The sequence below is a fragment of the Paenibacillus sp. FSL F4-0122 genome (genome assembly GCF_038002845.1).
In the GTDB taxonomy this organism is placed as follows: Bacteria; Bacillota; Bacilli; order Paenibacillales; family Paenibacillaceae; genus Paenibacillus_AQ; species Paenibacillus_AQ odorifer.
Map to the genome: position 1 here is coordinate 3,736,280 of NZ_JBBODI010000001.1, position 19,917 is coordinate 3,756,196.

General features: G+C 47.9%; 14 protein-coding genes and 3 pseudogenes. 14 read left to right on the top strand and 3 right to left on the bottom strand.

Annotated features, from left to right (window positions below):
- The first annotated feature begins 4 nt into the window (after window positions 1–4).
- The 6 genes from rfbC (at window position 5) to MHH49_RS16110 (ending at window position 5,867) form a co-directional block, all read left to right on the top strand.
- Window positions 5–565 (top strand): dTDP-4-dehydrorhamnose 3,5-epimerase, encoded by a 561-nt coding sequence (gene rfbC, locus MHH49_RS16085; RefSeq protein ID WP_076105539.1) that lies wholly within the window; start codon window positions 5–7, stop codon window positions 563–565.
- A gap of 28 nt (window positions 566–593) precedes the next feature.
- The gene (gene rfbB / locus MHH49_RS16090) at window positions 594–1,589 is read left to right on the top strand and encodes a dTDP-glucose 4,6-dehydratase (protein ID WP_076224604.1); all 996 of its coding nucleotides are present in this window, start codon (window positions 594–596) and stop codon (window positions 1,587–1,589) included.
- Window positions 1,590–1,631: 42 nt separating this feature from the next.
- Complete coding sequence (locus MHH49_RS16095) at window positions 1,632–2,237, top strand: YdcF family protein (RefSeq protein WP_340940832.1); 606 nt, start codon at window positions 1,632–1,634, stop codon at window positions 2,235–2,237.
- A gap of 746 nt (window positions 2,238–2,983) precedes the next feature.
- Window positions 2,984–4,381 carry a glutamyl-tRNA reductase gene (hemA, locus tag MHH49_RS16100; protein WP_076142048.1) on the top strand — a complete coding sequence of 466 codons (1,398 nt, stop codon included), beginning with the start codon at window positions 2,984–2,986 and terminating at the stop codon, window positions 4,379–4,381.
- A gap of 5 nt (window positions 4,382–4,386) precedes the next feature.
- A complete protein-coding gene (ccsA, locus tag MHH49_RS16105; protein WP_036685126.1) occupies window positions 4,387–5,214 on the top strand; it encodes a cytochrome c biogenesis protein CcsA in 828 nt (275 codons plus the stop codon).
- A 5-nt stretch (window positions 5,215–5,219) separates the two neighbouring features.
- A complete protein-coding gene (locus tag MHH49_RS16110; protein WP_340940831.1) occupies window positions 5,220–5,867 on the top strand; it encodes a precorrin-2 dehydrogenase/sirohydrochlorin ferrochelatase family protein in 648 nt (215 codons plus the stop codon).
- 37 nt (window positions 5,868–5,904) lie between these two features.
- Here the strand turns inward: MHH49_RS16110 and MHH49_RS31195 are convergent.
- From MHH49_RS31195 to MHH49_RS31205, 3 pseudogenes are all read right to left on the bottom strand, one after another.
- Window positions 5,905–6,165 (bottom strand): annotated as a pseudogene (locus MHH49_RS31195) (DUF1720 domain-containing protein); the annotation flags it as partial.
- Between the two features lie 219 nt (window positions 6,166–6,384).
- A pseudogene (locus MHH49_RS31200) lies at window positions 6,385–6,471 on the bottom strand (hypothetical protein); the annotation flags it as partial.
- 15 nt (window positions 6,472–6,486) lie between these two features.
- Window positions 6,487–6,573, bottom strand: a pseudogene (locus tag MHH49_RS31205) (hypothetical protein); the annotation flags it as partial.
- A 353-nt stretch (window positions 6,574–6,926) separates the two neighbouring features.
- Here MHH49_RS31205 and hemC point away from each other — a divergent pair.
- The 8 genes from hemC (at window position 6,927) to MHH49_RS16150 (ending at window position 19,916) form a co-directional block, all read left to right on the top strand.
- A complete protein-coding gene (hemC, locus tag MHH49_RS16115; protein ID WP_076317205.1) occupies window positions 6,927–7,880 on the top strand; it encodes a hydroxymethylbilane synthase in 954 nt (317 codons plus the stop codon).
- 5 nt (window positions 7,881–7,885) lie between these two features.
- Window positions 7,886–9,433: a uroporphyrinogen-III C-methyltransferase gene (gene cobA, locus MHH49_RS16120; protein WP_339824862.1), complete on the top strand. Its 1,548-nt coding sequence runs from the start codon at window positions 7,886–7,888 to the stop codon at window positions 9,431–9,433.
- Between the two features lie 802 nt (window positions 9,434–10,235).
- On the top strand, window positions 10,236–11,234 hold the full coding sequence (hemB, locus tag MHH49_RS16125; RefSeq protein ID WP_038573042.1) for a porphobilinogen synthase: 999 nt from the start codon (window positions 10,236–10,238) through the stop codon (window positions 11,232–11,234).
- An 82-nt stretch (window positions 11,235–11,316) separates the two neighbouring features.
- Window positions 11,317–12,618, top strand: coding sequence for a glutamate-1-semialdehyde 2,1-aminomutase (gene hemL, locus MHH49_RS16130; protein ID WP_038573041.1), 1,302 nt, complete (start codon window positions 11,317–11,319; stop codon window positions 12,616–12,618).
- Complete coding sequence (locus tag MHH49_RS16135; protein WP_244886386.1) at window positions 12,615–13,550, top strand: RluA family pseudouridine synthase; 936 nt, start codon at window positions 12,615–12,617, stop codon at window positions 13,548–13,550. Before hemL ends, MHH49_RS16135 begins: the two co-directional genes overlap by 4 nt.
- A 332-nt stretch (window positions 13,551–13,882) precedes the next feature.
- Window positions 13,883–15,253 (top strand): LysM peptidoglycan-binding domain-containing protein, encoded by a 1,371-nt coding sequence (locus tag MHH49_RS16140; RefSeq protein ID WP_036685134.1) that lies wholly within the window; start codon window positions 13,883–13,885, stop codon window positions 15,251–15,253.
- A gap of 581 nt (window positions 15,254–15,834) precedes the next feature.
- Entirely contained in the window at window positions 15,835–18,534 is a 2,700-nt protein-coding gene (locus MHH49_RS16145) for a valine--tRNA ligase (protein WP_051491372.1), read from the top strand.
- Between the two features lie 5 nt (window positions 18,535–18,539).
- Window positions 18,540–19,916, top strand: a complete 1,377-nt coding sequence (locus MHH49_RS16150; protein ID WP_036685135.1) for a bifunctional folylpolyglutamate synthase/dihydrofolate synthase — start codon at window positions 18,540–18,542, stop codon at window positions 19,914–19,916.
- Window position 19,917: the final 1 nt, after the last annotated feature.

The following is a 19,917-nucleotide window of genomic DNA, read 5'->3' on the forward strand; positions in this document are numbered from 1 at the left end:
AGTGATGAAAATTACAGAGACCTTTTTGCAAGGCGTATTAGTCGTTGAACCGGCCGTTTTTGGGGATCACCGTGGTTGGTTTATGGAGACGTATAGCGGAGCTAAGTTTAAAGAGCATGGAATTGACATGGAGTTTGTACAAGATAACCAATCCTACTCTGCAACTAAAGGAACATTACGTGGTTTGCATTTTCAATTACATCCTAAGGCACAGACGAAGCTGGTTCGGTGTACACGTGGTGCTATTTTTGATGTAGCTGTAGATATCAGAAAAGGTAGTCCTACCTATAGTAAATGGTTCGGCATTGAACTGAATGCTGAGAACAAAAAGCAACTGCTGATCCCAAAAGGATTTGCACATGGATTCATGACACTAACAGAAGACGTAGAGGTTCAGTATAAGTGCGATGAGCTTTATGCCCCGGAATGTGATGGGGGTATTCTGTGGAATGATCCTTCTATTGGCATCGAATGGCCTCTTCATATTACACCGGTATTATCTGCCAAAGATGAGAAGGCGCCTTTATTAAAAGATGCTAATTTGAATTTTTTTTACAATAACTAATAAAGCTAATAGATCGGGAGTGCGTTCATTGAGTAAGCAAAAGATGCTGGTTACGGGTGGTGCCGGATTTATTGGAGGCAACTTCGTACAGTATATGGTAGATAAATATCCGCATTATGATATTGTGAATTTGGATTTGTTAACTTATGCGGGTGATCTAACGAAGCATAAGGATATTGAGTCCAAATCCAATTATCGGTTTGTTCAAGCTGACATTGCTGACCGAGAGGCAATATTGTCTCTTTTTGAGTTGGAAAAATTCGATTATGTTGTTCATTTCGCTGCGGAGAGTCATGTGGATCGCTCAATTACTGATCCTGCGATATTCGTTCGTACGAATGTTATGGGGACACAGGTACTACTGGATGCAGCTAAAAAATTCGGCATTACTAAATTCCTCCATGTCTCTACGGATGAAGTGTATGGCGAACTCGATTTTGATCCTACTGTATTTTTTACCGAAGAAACACCTTTGCAGCCTAACAGTCCTTATAGTGCTAGCAAAACAGCGTCTGATTTGTTAGTTCGTGCGTATTATGAGACCTTTGGTTTACCAATGAACATAACACGCTGCTCGAACAATTACGGCCCCTATCATTTTCCTGAGAAACTGATTCCACTAACCATTTCAAGAGTATTAAACGAAGAGAAAGTTCCTGTATACGGAGATGGAAAAAATATTCGCGACTGGCTCCATGTTTGGGATCACTGTGCGGCCATTGACCTTGTCGTGCACCAAGGAGTAAGCGGTGAAGTTTATAATGTAGGTGGTCATAATGAGAGAACTAATCTTGAAGTAGTTAAGACGATTATCAGTACCTTGGGGAAATCTGAAGATTTGATTGAATTTGTAACAGATAGATTAGGACATGATAAACGCTACGCCATTGATCCAACGAAACTTGAGAATTTAGGTTGGAAGCCCACTTATACTTTTGAGACCGGAATTGCGCAGACGATCCAATGGTATATTGATAATGCTGATTGGTGGCAACAAATCCTTAGTAACGAATCGCATAAGTGATTTATGCACGACTTAACGGTTAAGAAAAGAAAAGGTAATTTAATGAATAAAAGATTTGTCCTTTTCGTATGCTTACTATTGTTGATTACTGGTTTCTTCAGTGCAGGCCGCTTCTTAGCTCTAACTGAATCTCCCAAACAATCAGATGTAATCATCGTCCTAAGCGGAGGCCAAGGTCGTGTGGAAAAGGCAGCTGAGTTATATAAAGCAGGCTATGCTCCTTATATAATTCTTTCCAATGCTAAAGAGTCTACAAGTAAGTCGGGTGACATGGTCCAAAATGCCATAGCCTTAGGCATACCCAAGGATGTTATTTATACTGAGAACGCCGCAAAAAGCACTCATCAGAATGCCAAGTACACTCTCCCAATTATGAAGGAATACGGTTTTAAATCTGCGATTGTTGTTTCCTCTGACTTTCACATGCGGAGGGTGAAATTTCTTTTTGGTCGTGTGTATAAAAAATCGGAGATTGAGCTGACATATGTGGGTTCTGCATCAGGATATAACGCTAAACGCTGGTGGAGTGACCGAAAAAGTAGAGAAACAACGTTCAACGAGTATGTGAAAATGATCGGCAACACCTTTGGTTACAATGGTCCGGAGGCAAAAAGTACTCTTGATCAGATTAAGAACTGGTTTCGCTAATCTGCTGTAGAATGTTCACACTATAATCCGACAAAAACAGTTTTTTTCTTATCTTGGCTTAAGGCGCATTACGACAAACAATATTGCTTAATAGTTTTATACTTATAACTATATCAATATTATTCTCGTGGGAGAGACGCCAAATGCCTAATTACTATTTTAAAGAAATATGGACGCCTTTAAAATTAGTGAATATTCGTTTTTATCTAGATGATGAAAATCGTGTTTGGGTTAAAGTTTGGTCTAAGCATCGGCGACTTCTGAACTACATTCGCTAAAGGCGAAATGAGCAACGGATATGCTAACGTCATGCCTATTGGGAAAGCCTTCTCTTTTGGCTCACCAGTTATCTTCACATTTTGCAAAAGGTGTGGAGAAGTAGCGTCGATAAAAGTTAAGAAACCTGAGAAGTTTTAAGTCACTTAGCAGTGACTTATTTTTTTTGGAGAACGGACTTTTTGACGATTTTAAGAACTAGTAGGCCATAATATTTCATTCTCACTTCCACAACCTTATAAATTAGCTAAAAATAACTCATCCTAACCGTAGCGAACCTACGGTTTTTTATTTATAATAATTATTATCTGGATTTCATAAAGCGTTCAAAAAATCTGTAAAAAGTCTTATTTTCGTGTGATATACTTAACACAGTGTTTTGAGATGTTGTGAAAGTGAACGGTATGTAAGATATTAATTTATATAACTGGATTTCAGTAACTTATAGAGACTAGGATGGTGAACTATCGATGCACATCGTCGTCGTTGGCCTGAATTATCGTACGGCTCCCGTGGAGGTTCGGGAACAGTTTGCTTTTGCGGAAAGTGACCTTCCGGCAGCGCTCCATCAACTGATGAAGACGAAGGGTGTGCTAGAAGGGGTCTTAGTAGCTACTTGCAACCGTACGGAAATTTATGTGGTGATGGACCGCCTTCATATGGCTGGTTATTTCATCCGCGGCTTTATGGAGCAATGGTTTGGTGTGAAAAGCGAGCAATTTACTCAGCATATGTATATTTATGAAGACGAACAGGCGATTGCGCATTTGTTCCGCGTGACCTGCGGTCTGGATTCCATGGTGATTGGGGAGACGCAGATCCTGGGACAGGTGCGGAGTTCTTTTCTCACAGCTCAGGCTGAGGGTGTAACTGGTACTTGGTTCAATCGGTTGTTCAAGCAAGCGGTGACGCTCGGCAAAAGAGCACATAGTGAAACGTCAATCGGCGAGAGCGCAGTATCGGTCAGTTATGCGGCTGTGGAGCTGGGCAAGCGGATTTTTGGCATGTTCACTGGGAAAAAAGTGCTGATTCTCGGCGCCGGCAAAATGAGCGAGCTTACCGTGAAGCATCTATACAGTAGTGGTGCGGCAGAAGTGATTGTCGCTAACCGTACGCTGTCGCGTGCGATTGAATTGGCGGAGAAGTTCTCGGGTAAGCCGAGCACGATTGAAGATGCGTTAACAACTCTAAATGAAGTAGATATCGTGATCAGCTCGACAGGAGCAGACGGGTATGTGCTTACGGCTGATAAGGTAGCGCATGCTATGAAACGCCGTCCTTCGCGGCCGCTTTTTATGATTGATATTGCTGTACCACGTGATATTGATCCTGCGGCGGCAAATGTGCCGGATGTTTTTTTGTATGATATTGACGATCTGGAGGGCATTGTGGAGAATAATCTGGAAATGCGCCGAAGTGAAGCTGCGAAGATTGAAGTGATGATCAGCGAGGAAATGGATGAGTTCCAGCTGTGGCTCAAGACGCTTGGGGTAAGACCGGTGATCCGGGCGCTCCAGGATAAATCGAATACGATTCATGAAGAAACGATGGAGAGTCTGTTCAACAAGCTGCCCGAGCTGGACGAGCATCAGCGGAAAGTAATCCGCCGCCTGACTAAAAGTATCGTGAACCAGATGATGCATGATCCGATCAATGTAATTAAAGAGCTGTCCGGTGGTAAGCAGGGAAATGAAGCTCTTGATTATTTTTCCAAAATCTTTGCGTTGCAGGAACAGCTCAAATCCGATTCAGATGATGGAGACATTGCCCCGGTTAAGCAGTCTAGTTCTGGAGAACGTACGGCTGGCAGCGCTGATTTTTCTGTGCCTAAAACGGCGCTTGCTCCGGCAGGCTTGCTGGGCGGGTGAATAATATGCAACTGCTGAACGGAATATATGATGCCGCTCTGCTGGTCTATGCCCTGAGCCTGCTGTTTGTTTTCTCGGATTGCCTTAAAAGGAGTCCGGGTGGGAAGCGGTTAGGCACGGGGCTTCTTGTTGTTGTAGGTCTTTTGCAAGTTGCAGGACTTGGAATTCGTTTCTCTCAGGAGAAAGGCCTGCCTATTTTCACACCTTATGATTTCTTGTTTTGGTTTGCGTTTAGTATTGTGCTGACTTCGCTTGCGGTGGCTTTTACACGTGGAGGCGAGTTTACGATTTTGCTGCTCAGTATGGCCGGGTTTAGTGTTTTTCTGCTTAATCGGGTGTGGCTGACGGCGGGTGGGCATACGCTTGAGACTTGGAGTGCGGTGTATGGCTGGCTGACGATGCATGTGATTTTGGCAAATATGAGTTTTGCAGCACTGACGTTAGGGACGGTTTTTGCAATATTGTACTTGTTCCTGCACACCAGACTCAAAAGCAAGAAATGGAGCGACCGGATCCGTCGTTTGCCGAACCTGGAGACTACAGATAAATACTCTTACACCGCTATTTTGGTGGGCACTCCTTTGCTGGGAATATCACTGGTGGTGGCTGGTTTATCTATAGTATCTGAGGGACGGACGCTTTTATTGAAAGATTTAAAAGTATTGACGACTCTTATCGGTCTTGGGATTTACATATTTTATATTATCTTTAAGAAGTCCGGGCGGAAAAGTGGAGTAAGTATGGCTCGCTGGGCGATTTTAGGATATGCTTTTATTATCTTAAATTTTCTGTTGAATTCTTGGTCTGATTTTCACGGTTGGAGCGGGGAGTGAGGGGCATGACGCGTTATTTACCCATAATGCTGGATTGTGAAGGGCAGCCCTGTGTGGTTATTGGCGGTGGTGTCGTGGCTGAACGTAAGGTGAGCGGGCTGTTGGAAGCTGGAGCGGCGGTTAAGGTGATTAGTCCTTCTTTGACAGATCCGCTTGATTCTCTAGCTGAAAAAGGTCTCCTGATCTGGATGGACCGTACTTATGCTCCCGGAGATCTCCGTGGGGCCTTTCTCGTATATGCAGCCACTAACGATAGGGCGGTTAATGAAGAGGTTGCTCAGGAGTCTAGGCGGCTTGGAATTCATGTAAATGTGGCCAGCCATGCCGAAGCGGGAAACTTTATCACGCCCGGAGTGGTTCGGAGGGGACGTTTGACGGTAGCTGTATCTACTTCGGGTGCTGGCCCGCTTGCGGCAACGAAGATCAAAAATGTGCTTGAAAAAGCGCTGGATGCGGCATATGAACCATATTTGGATTTTGTTCATGCCATGCGTACACGGATTAAGGAAAAAGAACCTTCTGCTGAAGTTCGTGGAAGGCTTTTGCGGAAGCTAGGCGCGCTGGATGTGTTGAACGAGATGAGTAAGGGTACCTTCATAGCGTGGAGTCCGGAGGATATGGACGCTTGGATTGCTGAGCAGCGGGTGGAGTAAAAGTGCGCGTGGACACTGTAAAGATTATAAAATTGGGTTAGATTAAGATATGAAGTGATGAGCGGTTGTTTGGGTAACCATAATGAATGGCTGAATTGGCTCGTAGTGGATGGAATGGTGGAATGAACGGTATAAATACTGTTGAAATCGGCTTAAGTAGCTGGGATGGCGGAATGTACTGTATAAATCCCGTTGAATTGGGTTGAAGTAGCTGGGATGGTGAAATGAACGGTATAAATCCCGTTGAACTGGGCTGAAGTAACTGGAATGGTGAAATGAACGGTATAAATCCCGTTGAATTGGGTTGAAGTAGCTAGTTTGGTGAAATGAACGGTATAAATACTGTTGAATTGGGTTGAAGTAACTGGAATGGTGAAATGAACGGTATAAATCCCGTTGAATTGGTATGAAGTGGCTGGAATGGTGAAATGAACGGTATAAATACTGTTGAATTGGCTCGTAGTGGCTAGGATGGCGAAATGAGCGGTATAAATACTGTTGAATTGGGTTGAAGTAGCTAGTTTGGTGAAATGAACGGTATAAATCCCGTTGAACTGGGCTGAAGTAACTGGAATGGTGAAATGAACGGTATAAATCCCGTTGAATTGGGTTGAAGTAGCTAGTTTGGTGAAATTAACGGTATAAATCCCGTTGAATTGGGCTGAAGTAACTGGAATGGTGAAATGAACGGTATAAATCCCGTTGAATTGGGTTGAAGTAGCTAGTTTGGTGAAATGAACGGTATAAATACTGTTGAATTCGGCTGAAGTGGCTTAGAGGGTGGAATGAACGGTATAAATCCCGTTGAATTGGACTTAAGTAGCTGTGATGGCGGAATGAACGGTAACAATGCCCTCTAAACGAGCCACAGTCGCCGAAGGAGCCAAATGAAAGGCAAGAATGCCTCAGGTTGGTGGGAGTCATCCGAAGTAGCGAATTCAAAGGCAATAATGCCTTTTTTAGAGTGAGAGTAGTTAATTGGTTAGTTTGGGTTTGGATTTCTAGTGCAAGGTTCTGTGGTGAAGAGTAAGAGGCGAACGTTACCAGGAGGAATGGACAATGCGTAAGGTTATAGTGGGGAGTAGACAGAGCGCGCTTGCGTTGACGCAAACGGGACATGTGATTGCTGATTTGGAGCGACTTAGCGAAGAGCATGGTTTTGGATTTACTTTTGAAGTGAAAAAGATCGTCACCAAAGGTGACCGCATTCTTGACGTTACTTTATCCAAGGTAGGCGGCAAAGGGTTGTTCGTGAAGGAAATCGAGCAAGCGATGCTGGAAAAAGAAATCGACATGGCGGTGCACAGCATGAAGGATATGCCATCCGAGTTACCGGATGGGCTGATCAATGGTGCTGTGCCGAAGCGTGTCGATCCGCGTGATGTTTTGATCTCTAACGGAGGCGTCTCGCTAGACGAGCTGCCTCAGGGTGCACGCGTAGGCACAAGCAGCCTACGCCGATCCAGCCAGCTTGCTGCGCTGCGGCCTGATCTGGTCATTGAGCCCGTGCGCGGCAACATTGACTCGCGGCTGCGCAAGCTGGAGAGCGGCGAATACGACGCAATCCTGCTGGCAGCGGCGGGGCTGTCGCGCATGGGCTGGCAGGATCGCGTGAGCGCCTACCTGCCGCCGGAGGTTTGCCTGCCCGCTGTAGGGCAGGGCGCACTCGGCATCGAGTGCCGTGCAGATGACGCTGACCTGCGGAAGCTGCTGGCATTATACAACGATGCCGATACGGCGTTGACGGTAGCGGCGGAGCGCACGTTCCTTGGCGTGCTGAATGGCGGCTGCCAAGTGCCGATTGGTGCTCATGCGGTGCTTGACGCAGCCGCCAAAGCTGCTACCGCTGAGCACAAAGTAATCTCGTTAACGGGGATGGTGGGAACACCGGACGGTTCAACGATTTTGAAAGAAACTTGCACGGGGGTTGACCCGGTACAGCTCGGCGAAGAAGTCGCTAAAAAGCTGATTGCAAGAGGAGCGGAGAAGATACTGTCAGACGTTAGGGGATGAGTGAATTGACGGGGAAGGTTTATTTGGTAGGTGCAGGTCCCGGGGACGCAAAGCTGATTACTGTGAAAGGCCTCGAGTGTATCCAAAAAAGCGACGTACTGGTGTATGATCGCTTGGCAAGTCCTAGATTGCTGAAATGCATGAAACCCGGCGGGGAGAAGATTTATGTAGGCAAGCTGCCGGATCGCCACACGATGAAGCAAGAACAGATTAATCAATTGTTAGTTGATTTGGCTTTACAGGGGAAAACAGTGGTGCGGCTTAAGGGTGGGGACCCTACGATTTTTGGCCGAGTGGGTGAAGAAGCGGAGCTGCTGCGCAAAAATGGGATCTATTACGAAATCGTACCAGGCATCACGTCAGCGATCAGTGTACCTGCCTATGCGGGTATACCTGTTACGCACCGCGATCATGCCTCTTCCCTGTCGATTATCACCGGGCATGAGAGTCCGGATAAACTGGATCATTCCATACATTGGGATAAAGTAACGAACGCCACAGGCACGTTAGTGTTTCTGATGGGCGTAGCTAAAATAGGTTATATCAGCGCTCAGCTGATCAAGCACGGGCGGCCGCCAGAAACACCAGTGGCACTTGTGCGCTGGGGCACCCGCGCGGATCAGGAGACGCTGACGGGAACCCTCGCCGATATTGAGGCGAAGGTGAAGGCGGCGGATTTTCAGCCGCCGGCAGTCATCGTCGTCGGCGACGTGGTGCTGCAGCGTGAGCAGCTGAAGTGGGTCGAGGCGATGCCGTTATTCGGCAAACGCATCGTGGTGACACGGGCTCGCAGCCAAGCAAGCGAGCTGGTGGATAGAATTGAAGAACTCGGCGGGGAACCCTACGAGTTCCCGGTGATCGAGACGATCATGCCGGAAGGGGCAGAGAAGAAGGCGAAGATTGCAGCGGCGTTTGGCGCGCTGGAATCGTACGACTGGGTATTCTTCACTAGCCCGAACGGCGTGGAGTTTTTTTGGCGCCACTTGGCGGAGCTGGGGGCGGACATTCGCGGGCTACATCGCGCGCGTATTGCAGCGGTGGGGCCAGGCACAGCCGCCGCGCTGGCGCAGCGCGGGGTGATCGCTGAGGAACTTCCGGCGAAGTTTCAGGCGGAAGGTCTGATTGAGACGTTCGGTCCCCAGCTGCTGCCGGGGCAGAACGTGCTTTTGCCGCGCGGCGATCTGGCGCGGGACTGGCTGCCGGACAAGCTGAGAGAGCTTGGCCTTCAGGTGACAGACGTGGATACTTATGAGACGGTTGTCACTGGTGAGGATGACGACGAGTTGTTGAAGCTGCTAGAGGAAGGTCGCGTACACGCGGTAACCTTCACCAGCTCGTCAACCGTGCGTAATTTCTTACACATCCTGAAACGGATGGGACTTGTAGATCCGCTCCCGCTACTTGCAAACGTGAAAATCGCCTGTATCGGCCCGTTAACGGAGCAGACTGCGGTAGACGCGGGACTGACACCAGGACTCTTGCCTGAAGAGGCAACCATAGATGGTTTGGTGCAGGAGCTCTGCCGCTGGAATGCGGAGACTCAGCTGCAGTAGCGCTCGGATCGAGGATAGAACGAAGCAATAGTTTACTGGTGAGCTTGGCTTGTTTAGCTTACTTTCTGGTGGGAAGGTAGAAGCTGATTACTCTGCGGGGAGAGTAGTAGCTGTTCAACGGAGAAAGGCAGTGCCTGCTTAGAAATATAGCGCTCAGCTTATAATTAGTTACATTACAGGCTAGAGTTTTGTTCGTAGTTACTAAATAGTTCGTAGTTACATGTGAGTTGGTAGTTACTAAATAGTTGGTGGTTACATGTGAGTTGGTAGTTATTAATGAGTCTGCGCTTACATTTACTAATTGCATGTGTTGGTTTGCTCGCCGTTATATCTACGCTCAAAAGTGCCACATCGCAACCTTCAAGTAACATATAAATTGAACTCCGAAAGTAGTTACTTATGGAGTTCGGAGTATAATATTTGGTTGTAAACTAACTGGTATGTAGAGAATATGTCGGTAGGTTAATTTGAACAGGTCTGCTTGAGGTTTAGGTTTAGTTGTACTTCATACAATTAAATTTCCTATATATCAGCTAAAGTCGAGTTTAGTTGTAGTATGTACAATTAATTATCCGCTAAATGAGGAATCTTCGCTCTTTTGTAATAAATAACTGTAGAGAATGCAACTAAAGCTTACAATTAGGACAAAACATCGAGATAGTTGCACAAACTACAACTATACGCAGTTAGCCAGTGGTCGGCGGTTTGGTTGCGGCTAATTTGGACTTGGCTGCGGCTAGTTGTGGTTTGCTGCCAGACACATAATTTGGTTTTATATTTTATTTTTCAGGAGGATGAACAAATGAGCTTTCCAATTACACGTCACCGCCGTTTGCGCGGTTCTGCTGGAATTCGTGGCATGGTGCGGGAGACGATACTGAATGTGCTGGATATGGTACAGCCTATTTTTGTGACTTATGGAACAGGTGTGAAGAATGAGATTAGCTCGATGCCGGGCGTGTATCATTTTTCGCTGGATACGTTAAAAGCAGAAGTGGACGAGATCGCCGCACTAGGCATCCCGGCTGTATTGTTGTTCGGGATTCCTGAGACGAAGGATGCTATCGGTTCTTCCGGTTTTGCAGAGGATGGAATTGTGCAAGAGGCTACTCGCTTGATCAAGCACTGGTACCCAGAGCTGTTGGTCGTTGCAGATACCTGCCTTTGTGAATTTACGGATCACGGACATTGTGGAATGGTGCATACGCATACGGTGAATGGTGTGGTACATGGCGATGTTATCAACGATGCTTCGCTGGAGCTTTTGACTCGTACGGCGGTATCCCAAGCAAAAGCTGGAGCAGATATTATCGCCCCTTCCAACATGATGGATGGATTCGTTCACGCGATTCGTGCGGGACTTGATGAGAACGGTTTTGAGCATGTGCCGATTATGTCGTATTCGGTCAAATATGCTTCGGCATTTTATGGCCCTTTCCGCGAAGCAGCGGATTCAGCGCCACAATTCGGGAATCGCAAAACGTATCAAATGGACCCTGCCAATCTGCGCGAAGCGCTCCGTGAAGCAGAATCCGATGTGTTGGAAGGCGCGGATATGTTAATGGTGAAGCCAGCCCTGGCTTACCTAGATGTGATTCGTACGATTCGTGATCAGTTTGATCTTCCTTTGGTGGCTTATAATGTGAGTGGAGAATATTCCATGGTAAAAGCAGCGGCATTACAAGGCTGGATCGACGAGCAAGCCGTTGTGCTGGAAATGCTGACGGGCATGAAACGCGCTGGTGCGGACATTATTATTACTTATTTTGCAAAAGATGCAGCCCGCTGGCTGCGCGGCTAATCTTCATCACACCGACATCGCGGCAGCTAATATATGTTTGTACAAGCTTGTGTAACCAAGAAGAGAATAGGAGTGAAGATACATGAGTAATGTGCCAACGGCGCGTAAAGAGGAAGCGTCCCGGAAGGCTTTTGATGAAGCAAAACAATATATTCCCGGCGGGGTGAACAGCCCTGTACGGGCGTTTAAATCCGTAGGTCTGACTCCGATTTATGTGGATCATGGGATCGGTTCGCGTATTTTTGATATCGACGGCAACAGCTTTATCGACTATGTGCTCTCATGGGGACCACTGATTATGGGTCATGCGCATCCTGAGGTTGTGAAGGCATTGCAGGAGACGGCGGTAAAAGGGACAAGCTTTGGCGCCCCAACGCTACTCGAAACGGAAATGGCAAAAACCGTTGTTGAACGTGTGGCATCTGTAGATATCGTGCGCATGGTTAACTCCGGAACGGAAGCTACGATGAGCGCGATTCGTTTGGCACGTGGTTACACTGGACGCAGCAAGATCTTGAAGTTCGAAGGCTCCTACCACGGTCACGCGGATAGTTTGCTTATTAAGGCTGGCTCTGGTGTAGCTACATTGGGATTGCCGGATAGCCCGGGTGTCCCAGAAGGCGTTGCAATGAATACCATTACGGTTCCTTACAATGATTTGGAGTCCACTCAGATTGCTTTCGAACGTTTTGGCAATGAGATTGCGGCAGTGATCGTAGAGCCAATTGCCGGCAACATGGGCGTTGTTCCACCGCTTCCAGGCTTCCTGGAAGGGCTTCGTAAATTAACCTCTGACAATGGTTCGCTGCTTATTTTTGATGAGGTTATGACAGGCTTCCGTGTTAATCGCGGCTGTGCTCAAGGCTTGTTCGGGATTACTCCGGATATTACTTGTTTTGGCAAAGTTATCGGCGGCGGACTTCCAGTGGGTGCTTATGGCGGGAAAAGAGAGATCATGGAGCAAATCGCTCCTACTGGACCGATTTATCAGGCGGGCACACTAAGTGGTAATCCATTAGCGATGGCAGCCGGATATACTACGCTCAAGCTGTTGACACCGGAAGTATATGACCGACTGGAACAGTTGGGTGCACGTCTGGAAGCGGGTTTGAGAAAGAATTCAATCGAGACTGGCATTCCGCTCACGATCAACCGGGTAGGATCAATGGTTTGTCCATTCTTCACTGAAGGACCTGTAATCAATTTTGAAACGGCTAAGACGAGTGACACGGATCTTTTCCGTCGTTATTTTGGTCATATGGTGAGCCAAGGCATCAGTGTGCCACCTTCACAGTTTGAGGGGATGTTCGTATCGGCTGCACATAGTGAGCAGGATATTGATGATACCATTGAGGGCCATTATAATGCCCTGAAGGCCCTTTGAGCATCGGAGCCGGAGAAACAACCGGTGGTGGCGCTTGGACTCGGCGTGGAGAATGGCTGGAGGTAACACCCGGCAAAATCATTACTGGAGCTGAGGATACGCAGGCGACGATTGATAAGTGGCTGCGAGAAACTGTGGGCATGCCCGAGAAACTTCATCTGCGGTTACGCCGCGAGGGAGGCATTCAGTGGAAAGGTGACCGGCTTCGGCTGGCACTTTTTCCCGATCGTGAAGTGGGGATTGAACCGATATGGGAAGAGCTTGAGGTGCTGTACGAGGATGATTTTTGCCTGGTAGCTCATAAACCAGCTGGGATGGCGGTTCATCCAGATGGCAGTGGAACAGGTGTAACTCTGGATCACCTCGTAGCTGCGCATTATATCACTTCCGGCGAGAGTGTGGCTGTGCGCCATATTCACCGCTTGGACAAAGATACAACGGGTCCGGTGATGTATGCGAAAAATGAGTTCGCACAGTTAGTTCTGGACGAGAATATGCGTGAAAAAAGCATCTCACGGCACTACGCCGCGATCGTCGAAGGCACAGTGCCGCCTGTACTTAAGGTGATCGATGCCCCGATTGGGCGCGATCGGCATCACGCTGCGCGCAGACGCGTCTCGCCCGGCGGACAATCTGCCGTGACGCGAATCATCGAGCGCGAGGCACTGCATGGCGGAAGCCTGGTGCATGTGCAGCTGGAGACCGGGCGGACGCATCAGATTCGCGTCCATCTCAGCCATATGGGTCATCCCTTGTATGGGGATGAACTATATGGCGGCCCGGTTTGGGCTTCCAGCGCTGCCGGCCGCCATGCCCTGCATGGTGAGTCGTTGTCCTTCCGCCATCCTTGGAGCGGAGAACAGCTGGAAGTCAGCGATCCGTGGCCGGAGGATATGCTGCAGCTGCGAGAGCTGCTGTCTGAAGCACCCTGACGGATACGTAAGCAACTAAAGAACAGTAGAATCAGCAAAAGCTGGTTCTGCTGTTCTTTTTCTATTTTTTTCAGAAAAAAAACATCTATCCATGTCTTATTAATAAAAGCAGCATATAATACTTTGTTCTTACGAAGTAGTGCATCTATCAGCAGGCTGAAGGTTTGATGAGCTCTTAAATTCATGAAATTTATTAGCATCCTGTCCGGTTAGTACTACCAAAGTTGTCATGCCTCTCTGTTTGAAGCATATACATGTGGGGAGTAACATTTTGGGCTTATGCTCTGGGCCTGTCTCAGGGTTAGATTATGCCAAGAAGGAGGACATATCCCGTGTTTGATCAGTCCCACGGCTTGCGGTTTGATATTTACGAACGCATTCACCTTTCGGAAGAGCTTCCGGGAATAGCTGAGCTGGAGGAGGTTGAACTACTTCCGGAAATTCAGGTGATTCAGCGGGAGGATCGGGCCGAGTTATATGGTCAGCTGTTGCTTACCGGGCTTTACCGGAGTGAAGATGACCGAACACAACGTCTGGAGCATGCCATTCCCGTCGAAATCACTGTTCCGCTTACACGCGTCAGCTCGATTGAAGATATTGGGGTGGAGATCGAGAATTTTGATATTGATCTGCTCACGATGCGCACTGTGAATATAACAGGCGTACTATCGCTGCGGGGGATCGGTAGTACGGATCCTCAACCTCAACCGGCCTGGCAGCAAGAGGAGTATACAGTCGCCTATTCTCCTGTTAATGATGACAGGGTGATAGAAGCAACTGCTGAGCACCAAGAACACGAAAATGATACCCTTTATGAAAATTCACAGTGGACCTTTGGTGAAGATGCATCACAGGTTGCTGTAGAAGAACATGAACAGGCCGATGCGGCTGAGGACGCACAGGAGTTACTAGTCTCAAGCGGAGCGGCTCATACGTCCCCTGTAGTCAATTTCTCATCCGCTCAGGAGAAGGACAAGGGCGCAAAAGCCCGGACACATAGTCTAGAGTCACAAGCAGAGGATGCCAAAGCGGGTTTATCCGATTACTGGTTTAAAGCCGAGCCACAGATCAAGGAAGCTGAAGTGTCCCAGCTGAATCAAGCAAGTTATGTGAGCGAAGAGAAGCAGCAGCCGGAAGAGGAATATTCTTTTGCTTCTAGAGAGACCGTTGTTCCAACGGCTAGTGCAGAAGCGAATCAAGATATACCTGTATTTGCTTCTGAGAGTGAGGCTAATCATGAGCTTCATGAACAGGATGAGAATGCTGAACCCATCCATGAGAATGTGAACGAAGTTTTTGTTTCACAAGAGAGTGTGGCTTCTCATGAGGAGAAACAAGATCTTAAGATCGCCTTGGGCAGTAAAAAAGAAGCAGAGGTTCCGGAAAAAGAACATCTCACCTTCTCCTCTTTACTAAGCTCCAGTCGTGTCCGTAAAGAGCAGGAAGCTCTGCAGTCGGAAGGAAACACATCTGCAGCAGTGGACGTTCCAGAGGTTGGTAATAATACGGAATGGAAGAGCAGATTCATTGCCAGCGCGGACGGAGCTAACATGTTCCGCAAAGTTCGGCTGTGTATTGTACAGCGTGAAGAAACACTGGATACCATTGCAGAGAAGTATCAGCTAAGTGCGCGGGAGCTGGTGATGTATAATCGCTTGTCCGGGCAGAGTGTAGAGGAAGGCCAAGTGTTGTACATCCCGTAATCGAATCGTGATGCGTACACACATGAATAGGTGAATCCCGATCAGGTATTAGGGTCGGGATTTTTGCTGTTTCATTGTTGGAATGAATGCTTCAGAAGAAATAAGTCGAAATTCAGCCTAAAGTCCCGCTGCAAAGGCGTATCCAGGTTGACTAGGGGGGGCTCAAAATGTATTATGGAGTAAGCAATATCTAAGTAAAGACTGGGAACGGGAAGAGTAGGCGGTCAGCCCTTCAGAGAGCGGAATTGCAAGTGCTGTGACATTCCGTAGGAAACAGCCCCCGAAGTCGCCCCGGAGTCGCCCTTCTGAGCTTATCTTCATATCTATGAAGGATAAGTTAGGTTGTGGCCGGTAGCAGCCGTTATCTGTACGAGTGTCGCGCTAAGCTTCTGAATCCGTTGGGTAAGAAGTGTAGTTTTATTTTTCATTGGCGCGAAACAAAGGTGGTACCGCGAAAGAATGACCTTTCGTCCTTTGAGACGAGGGGTCTTTTTGTTTTTTTCAGAGACCTGTGCGCTCTATACAGCAACTTTATTAACAACTATAAGCAACTACAAGTAAACTAGTGGAGGTATCAGAGAATGGCTGACCAAAACCATCTAACAGCGGCAGATGCTGCCGCTACGAATGAATCTAAAAACGAGATGCCAACAACGTATGATCCGAAGGCAGCAGAACAGAAATGGTATTCCTACTGGACAGAGGGCGGATATTTCCGTGCAGGCCAGCGTCCGGATGCTCAAGCCTATAGCATTGTGATCCCGCCGCCAAACGTAACAGGAATGCTGCACATCGGGCATGCGCTCGATTTCACATTACAGGATATCCTGATTCGTACCAAACGGATGCAGGGCTTCGATACGCTTTGGTTGCCAGGTACGGACCACGCAGGTATTGCAACACAAACGAAGGTAGAGCAGAAGCTGCGCGAGCAGGGGATTTCTAGACATGACCTCGGACGTGAGAAGTTCCTGGAGCAGGTGTGGGATTGGAAAGACAAATACGCAAACACCATTCATGAGCAGTGGGCTAAAATGGGACTTTCCCTTGACTACTCCCGCGAGCGTTTTACCCTCGATGAGGGTTTGTCGAAGGGAGTTCGCGAGGTATTTGTTAAGCTTTATAATAAAGGCTTGATCTACCGCGGTAAACGTATCATCAACTGGGACCCGGCGGCTCGTACGGCGTTGTCGGATATCGAGGTTGAATATAAGGAAGTTAACGGTCATCTGTACCATCTGCGTTACCCACTTAAAGATGGCAGCGGACATATCACTGTAGCGACCACACGTCCGGAGACGATGTTGGGTGATACGGCAGTTGCTGTTCATCCTGAGGATGATCGTTATAAAGATCTGATTGGCAAAACGCTGATCCTGCCGATTATCGGCCGGGAGATTCCAATTATCGCTGACGAGTATGTAGATAAAGAGTTTGGCAGCGGTGCAGTTAAGATCACGCCAGCTCATGATCCAAATGACTTCGAGGTAGGTCAACGTCATAATCTGCCGCAGATCAACGTAATGGATGAGAGCGGCACAATGAACGAAGAAGCAGGACCTTACCAAGGTCAAGACCGGAGTGAATGCCGTAAGGCCATCACGGCGGATCTGAAGGAGCAAGGCGTTCTGATCTCTATTGAAGATCATGTGCATCAAGTTGGACACAGTGAACGTTCAGGAGCGGTTGTTGAGCCGTACCTGTCCACACAATGGTTCGTGAAGATGCAGCCGCTCGCCGAAGCTGCCATCAATGCACAGAAGGATGGTAATGGGGTTAACTTTGTACCTGAACGGTTCGAAAGAACCTACCTGAACTGGATTGAAAACGTACGCGACTGGTGTATTTCCCGTCAGCTTTGGTGGGGACATCGTATTCCGGCTTGGTATTCTGAATCTACCGGTGAGCTGGTTGTGGCGAATGATGAGGAAGAAGCGCGCCGGATCAGCGGCCTAACCGACTTGAAACAGGACGAGGATGTTCTGGATACTTGGTTTAGCTCCAACCTCTGGCCGTTTGCAACCCTAGGCTGGCCGAATGAAGACAGCGCAGATTTCAAACGTTACTATCCGAACGATGTGCTCGTAACGGGCTACGATATTATTTATTTCTGGGTAGCGCGGATGATCTTCTCGGCACTGGAATTCACGGGAGAGAAACCATTCTCCGACGTATTGATGCATGGTTTGGTACGGGATGCTGAAGGACAAAAAATGTCCAAATCACTCGGCAACGGCGTAGATCCGCTTGAGGTTATCGAGAAGTACGGGGCAGATGCTATGCGTTATATGATTTCTACCGGCAGCACAGCGGGTCAGGATTTACGATTCCGTTGGGAAAAGGTAGAGCAGGCGCGTAATTTCGCTAATAAGATCTGGAATGCGTCACGCTTCGCCCTTATGAATCTTGAAGGAGTTAGCTTCGAGAATATTGACATTACTGGTGAGCTAAGTACGGCTGACCGTTGGATTTTGCACCGCCTGAACGAAACTTCTCGTGAAATTACGCGTCTAATTGACTCGTACGAGTTCGGCGAGACCGGCCGCCAGCTGTACAACTTCATTTGGGACGATTTGTGTGACTGGTATATTGAGTTCGCGAAGCTGTCGCTTTACGGAACGGATGCCGCAGCCAAAGCGAAGACACAGTCCGTACTTGCTTATGTACTCGACCGCACGATGCGCTTGATTCATCCGTTTATGCCGTTTATTTCGGAGGAAATCTGGCAGCATCTGCCGCATGAAGGAGAGACAATTACTCTGGCTGCATGGCCTGAGTATGATGCTGCTCTGGAGAACCCGCAAGCGGTAGCGGAAATGAACCTGCTGATGGATGTAATCCGGGCAGTTCGTAATATCCGTGCTGAAGTGAACGTACCGATGAGCAAGAAGGTTGAATTGATTATTAAAGCGAGCAATGAAGAAACGCTGAGCATCATTACTCGTAACGACAACTACATTGGACGTTTCTGCAATACCTCTTCTTTCGAAGCTGGTCTGAATCCGGAAACGCCAGACAAGGTAATGTCCGCTGTAGTAACGGGAGCGGAACTGCTTCTGCCTTTGTCGGGGCTGATTGATATTGAACAAGAAATCGCTCGTCTGGAAAAAGAAGTGCAGACGCTGAACAGCGAAGTAGAACGCGTAGAGAAAAAGTTGAGCAATCAGGGCTTCGTAGCCAAAGCTCCCGCAAAAGTTATCGAAGAGGAGCAGGCGAAGCAGGCGGATTACTCCGCCAAACGTGAGAAAGTACTTGCCCGCATAGCAGAGCTGAGAGGATAAGAGACATGGATGACCTAAATCGGGGCGGGAGCACCGCCCCTCTTGCGACATATACCGAAGCGGTTAACTGGATCAAGGGCCTGATTCCGTTTGGAATCCGGCCAGGTTTAGACAGAATTGAGATGTTGATGGACAAGCTGGGAAACCCGCACCGTCGGCTGAAATTTATTCATGTGGCGGGTACGAACGGCAAAGGCTCTACCTGTGCCTTTTTGACAAGCGCACTTTTGCAAAGCGGCTATTCCGTCGGCACCTTCACGTCTCCGTATATTACGAAGTTCACGAACAGGTTCCAATATAATAATACGGACATTCCTGAAGAAACTCTTCTTGAGCTAGTGAATACCCTTCGTCCTTTGGTAGATGAGATTGCAGAAACGGAATTTGGCTCACCAACGATGTTTGAGGTAACTACAGCTGTGGCTATTCTATTTTTTGCGGGTGTTTCTTGTCCGGATGTTGTCGTATGGGAGACTGGGCTTGGGGGAAGGCTGGATGTAACGAACATCGTTACTCCGATCGTGTCGGTGATTACAAATGTTGGCCATGACCATATGGATATTTTGGGAGATACGCTTGAGAAGGTTGCAATGGAGAAAGCCGGAATTATCAAACCCGGTGTACCCGTTGTTAGCTGCGTAAATCAACCGGAAGTCGTGGCTGTACTCAAGGAGAAAGCGGCGGCTTGCCGCTCTACTCTTTATCTTGCCGGAGAAGATTTTAGCTATGAAGCTACTGGAATCCATGCGGATGTGCAGACTTTTAACTTTAAGGGTCCCTTCCGTTCGCTTGAACTTGGGATTGTGATGAAAGGCGAACACCAGATTAGCAATGCGGCGGGAGCCATGATGGTTCTTGAAGTTTTGCGCCAGTATATGGCGTTCATGCTAGAGGATGAAGATGTTCTGGAAGGATTGCGTCATGCATTTTGGGCTGGAAGGCTGGAAGAGGTAAGTAAATCTCCGAGGATCGTACTGGATGGAGCACATAATCCGGAAGGCGCGGAGAGCCTTGCCAAAAGCCTGCCACAGCTCTATAAATACGGTAAATTAAATTTACTTATGGGAATGATGGCAAATAAGCATCATGAATCCTACTTTAAGCATATACTGCCTATAGTGGATACGCTCATCCTGACCGAACCGGATTTCCAGAACAAAATGGACGCGGAGCATCTGCAGGTTATCGCAGAAAGTCTGCGGGATAAATATGCCAAGGAAAACTTGGTAATCATAGTAGAACATAATTGGGGAAAAGCGCTGCAACAACTGAAGTCGATTACAGCGGAGGATGACCTTGCCGTCGTATCTGGTACGCTGTATTTGATTTCTGACGTGCGCGGTACACTTTTGCAGCAACCCGATACTGAAAAAGGCTGGTGAC

Coding starts and splice junctions, on each gene's coding strand:
- rfbC (WP_076105539.1), top strand. CDS start 5: ATGAAAATTACAGAGACCTTTTTGCAAGGCGTATTAGTCGTTGAACCG.
- hemL (WP_038573041.1), top strand. CDS start 11,317: ATGAGTAATGTGCCAACGGCGCGTAAAGAGGAAGCGTCCCGGAAGGCT.
- MHH49_RS16110 (WP_340940831.1), top strand. CDS start 5,220: ATGACGCGTTATTTACCCATAATGCTGGATTGTGAAGGGCAGCCCTGT.
- hemB (WP_038573042.1), top strand. CDS start 10,236: ATGAGCTTTCCAATTACACGTCACCGCCGTTTGCGCGGTTCTGCTGGA.
- MHH49_RS16095 (WP_340940832.1), top strand. CDS start 1,632: ATGAATAAAAGATTTGTCCTTTTCGTATGCTTACTATTGTTGATTACT.
- hemA (WP_076142048.1), top strand. CDS start 2,984: ATGCACATCGTCGTCGTTGGCCTGAATTATCGTACGGCTCCCGTGGAG.
- hemC (WP_076317205.1), top strand. CDS start 6,927: ATGCGTAAGGTTATAGTGGGGAGTAGACAGAGCGCGCTTGCGTTGACG.
- ccsA (WP_036685126.1), top strand. CDS start 4,387: ATGCAACTGCTGAACGGAATATATGATGCCGCTCTGCTGGTCTATGCC.
- MHH49_RS16150 (WP_036685135.1), top strand. CDS start 18,540: ATGGATGACCTAAATCGGGGCGGGAGCACCGCCCCTCTTGCGACATAT.
- MHH49_RS16145 (WP_051491372.1), top strand. CDS start 15,835: ATGGCTGACCAAAACCATCTAACAGCGGCAGATGCTGCCGCTACGAAT.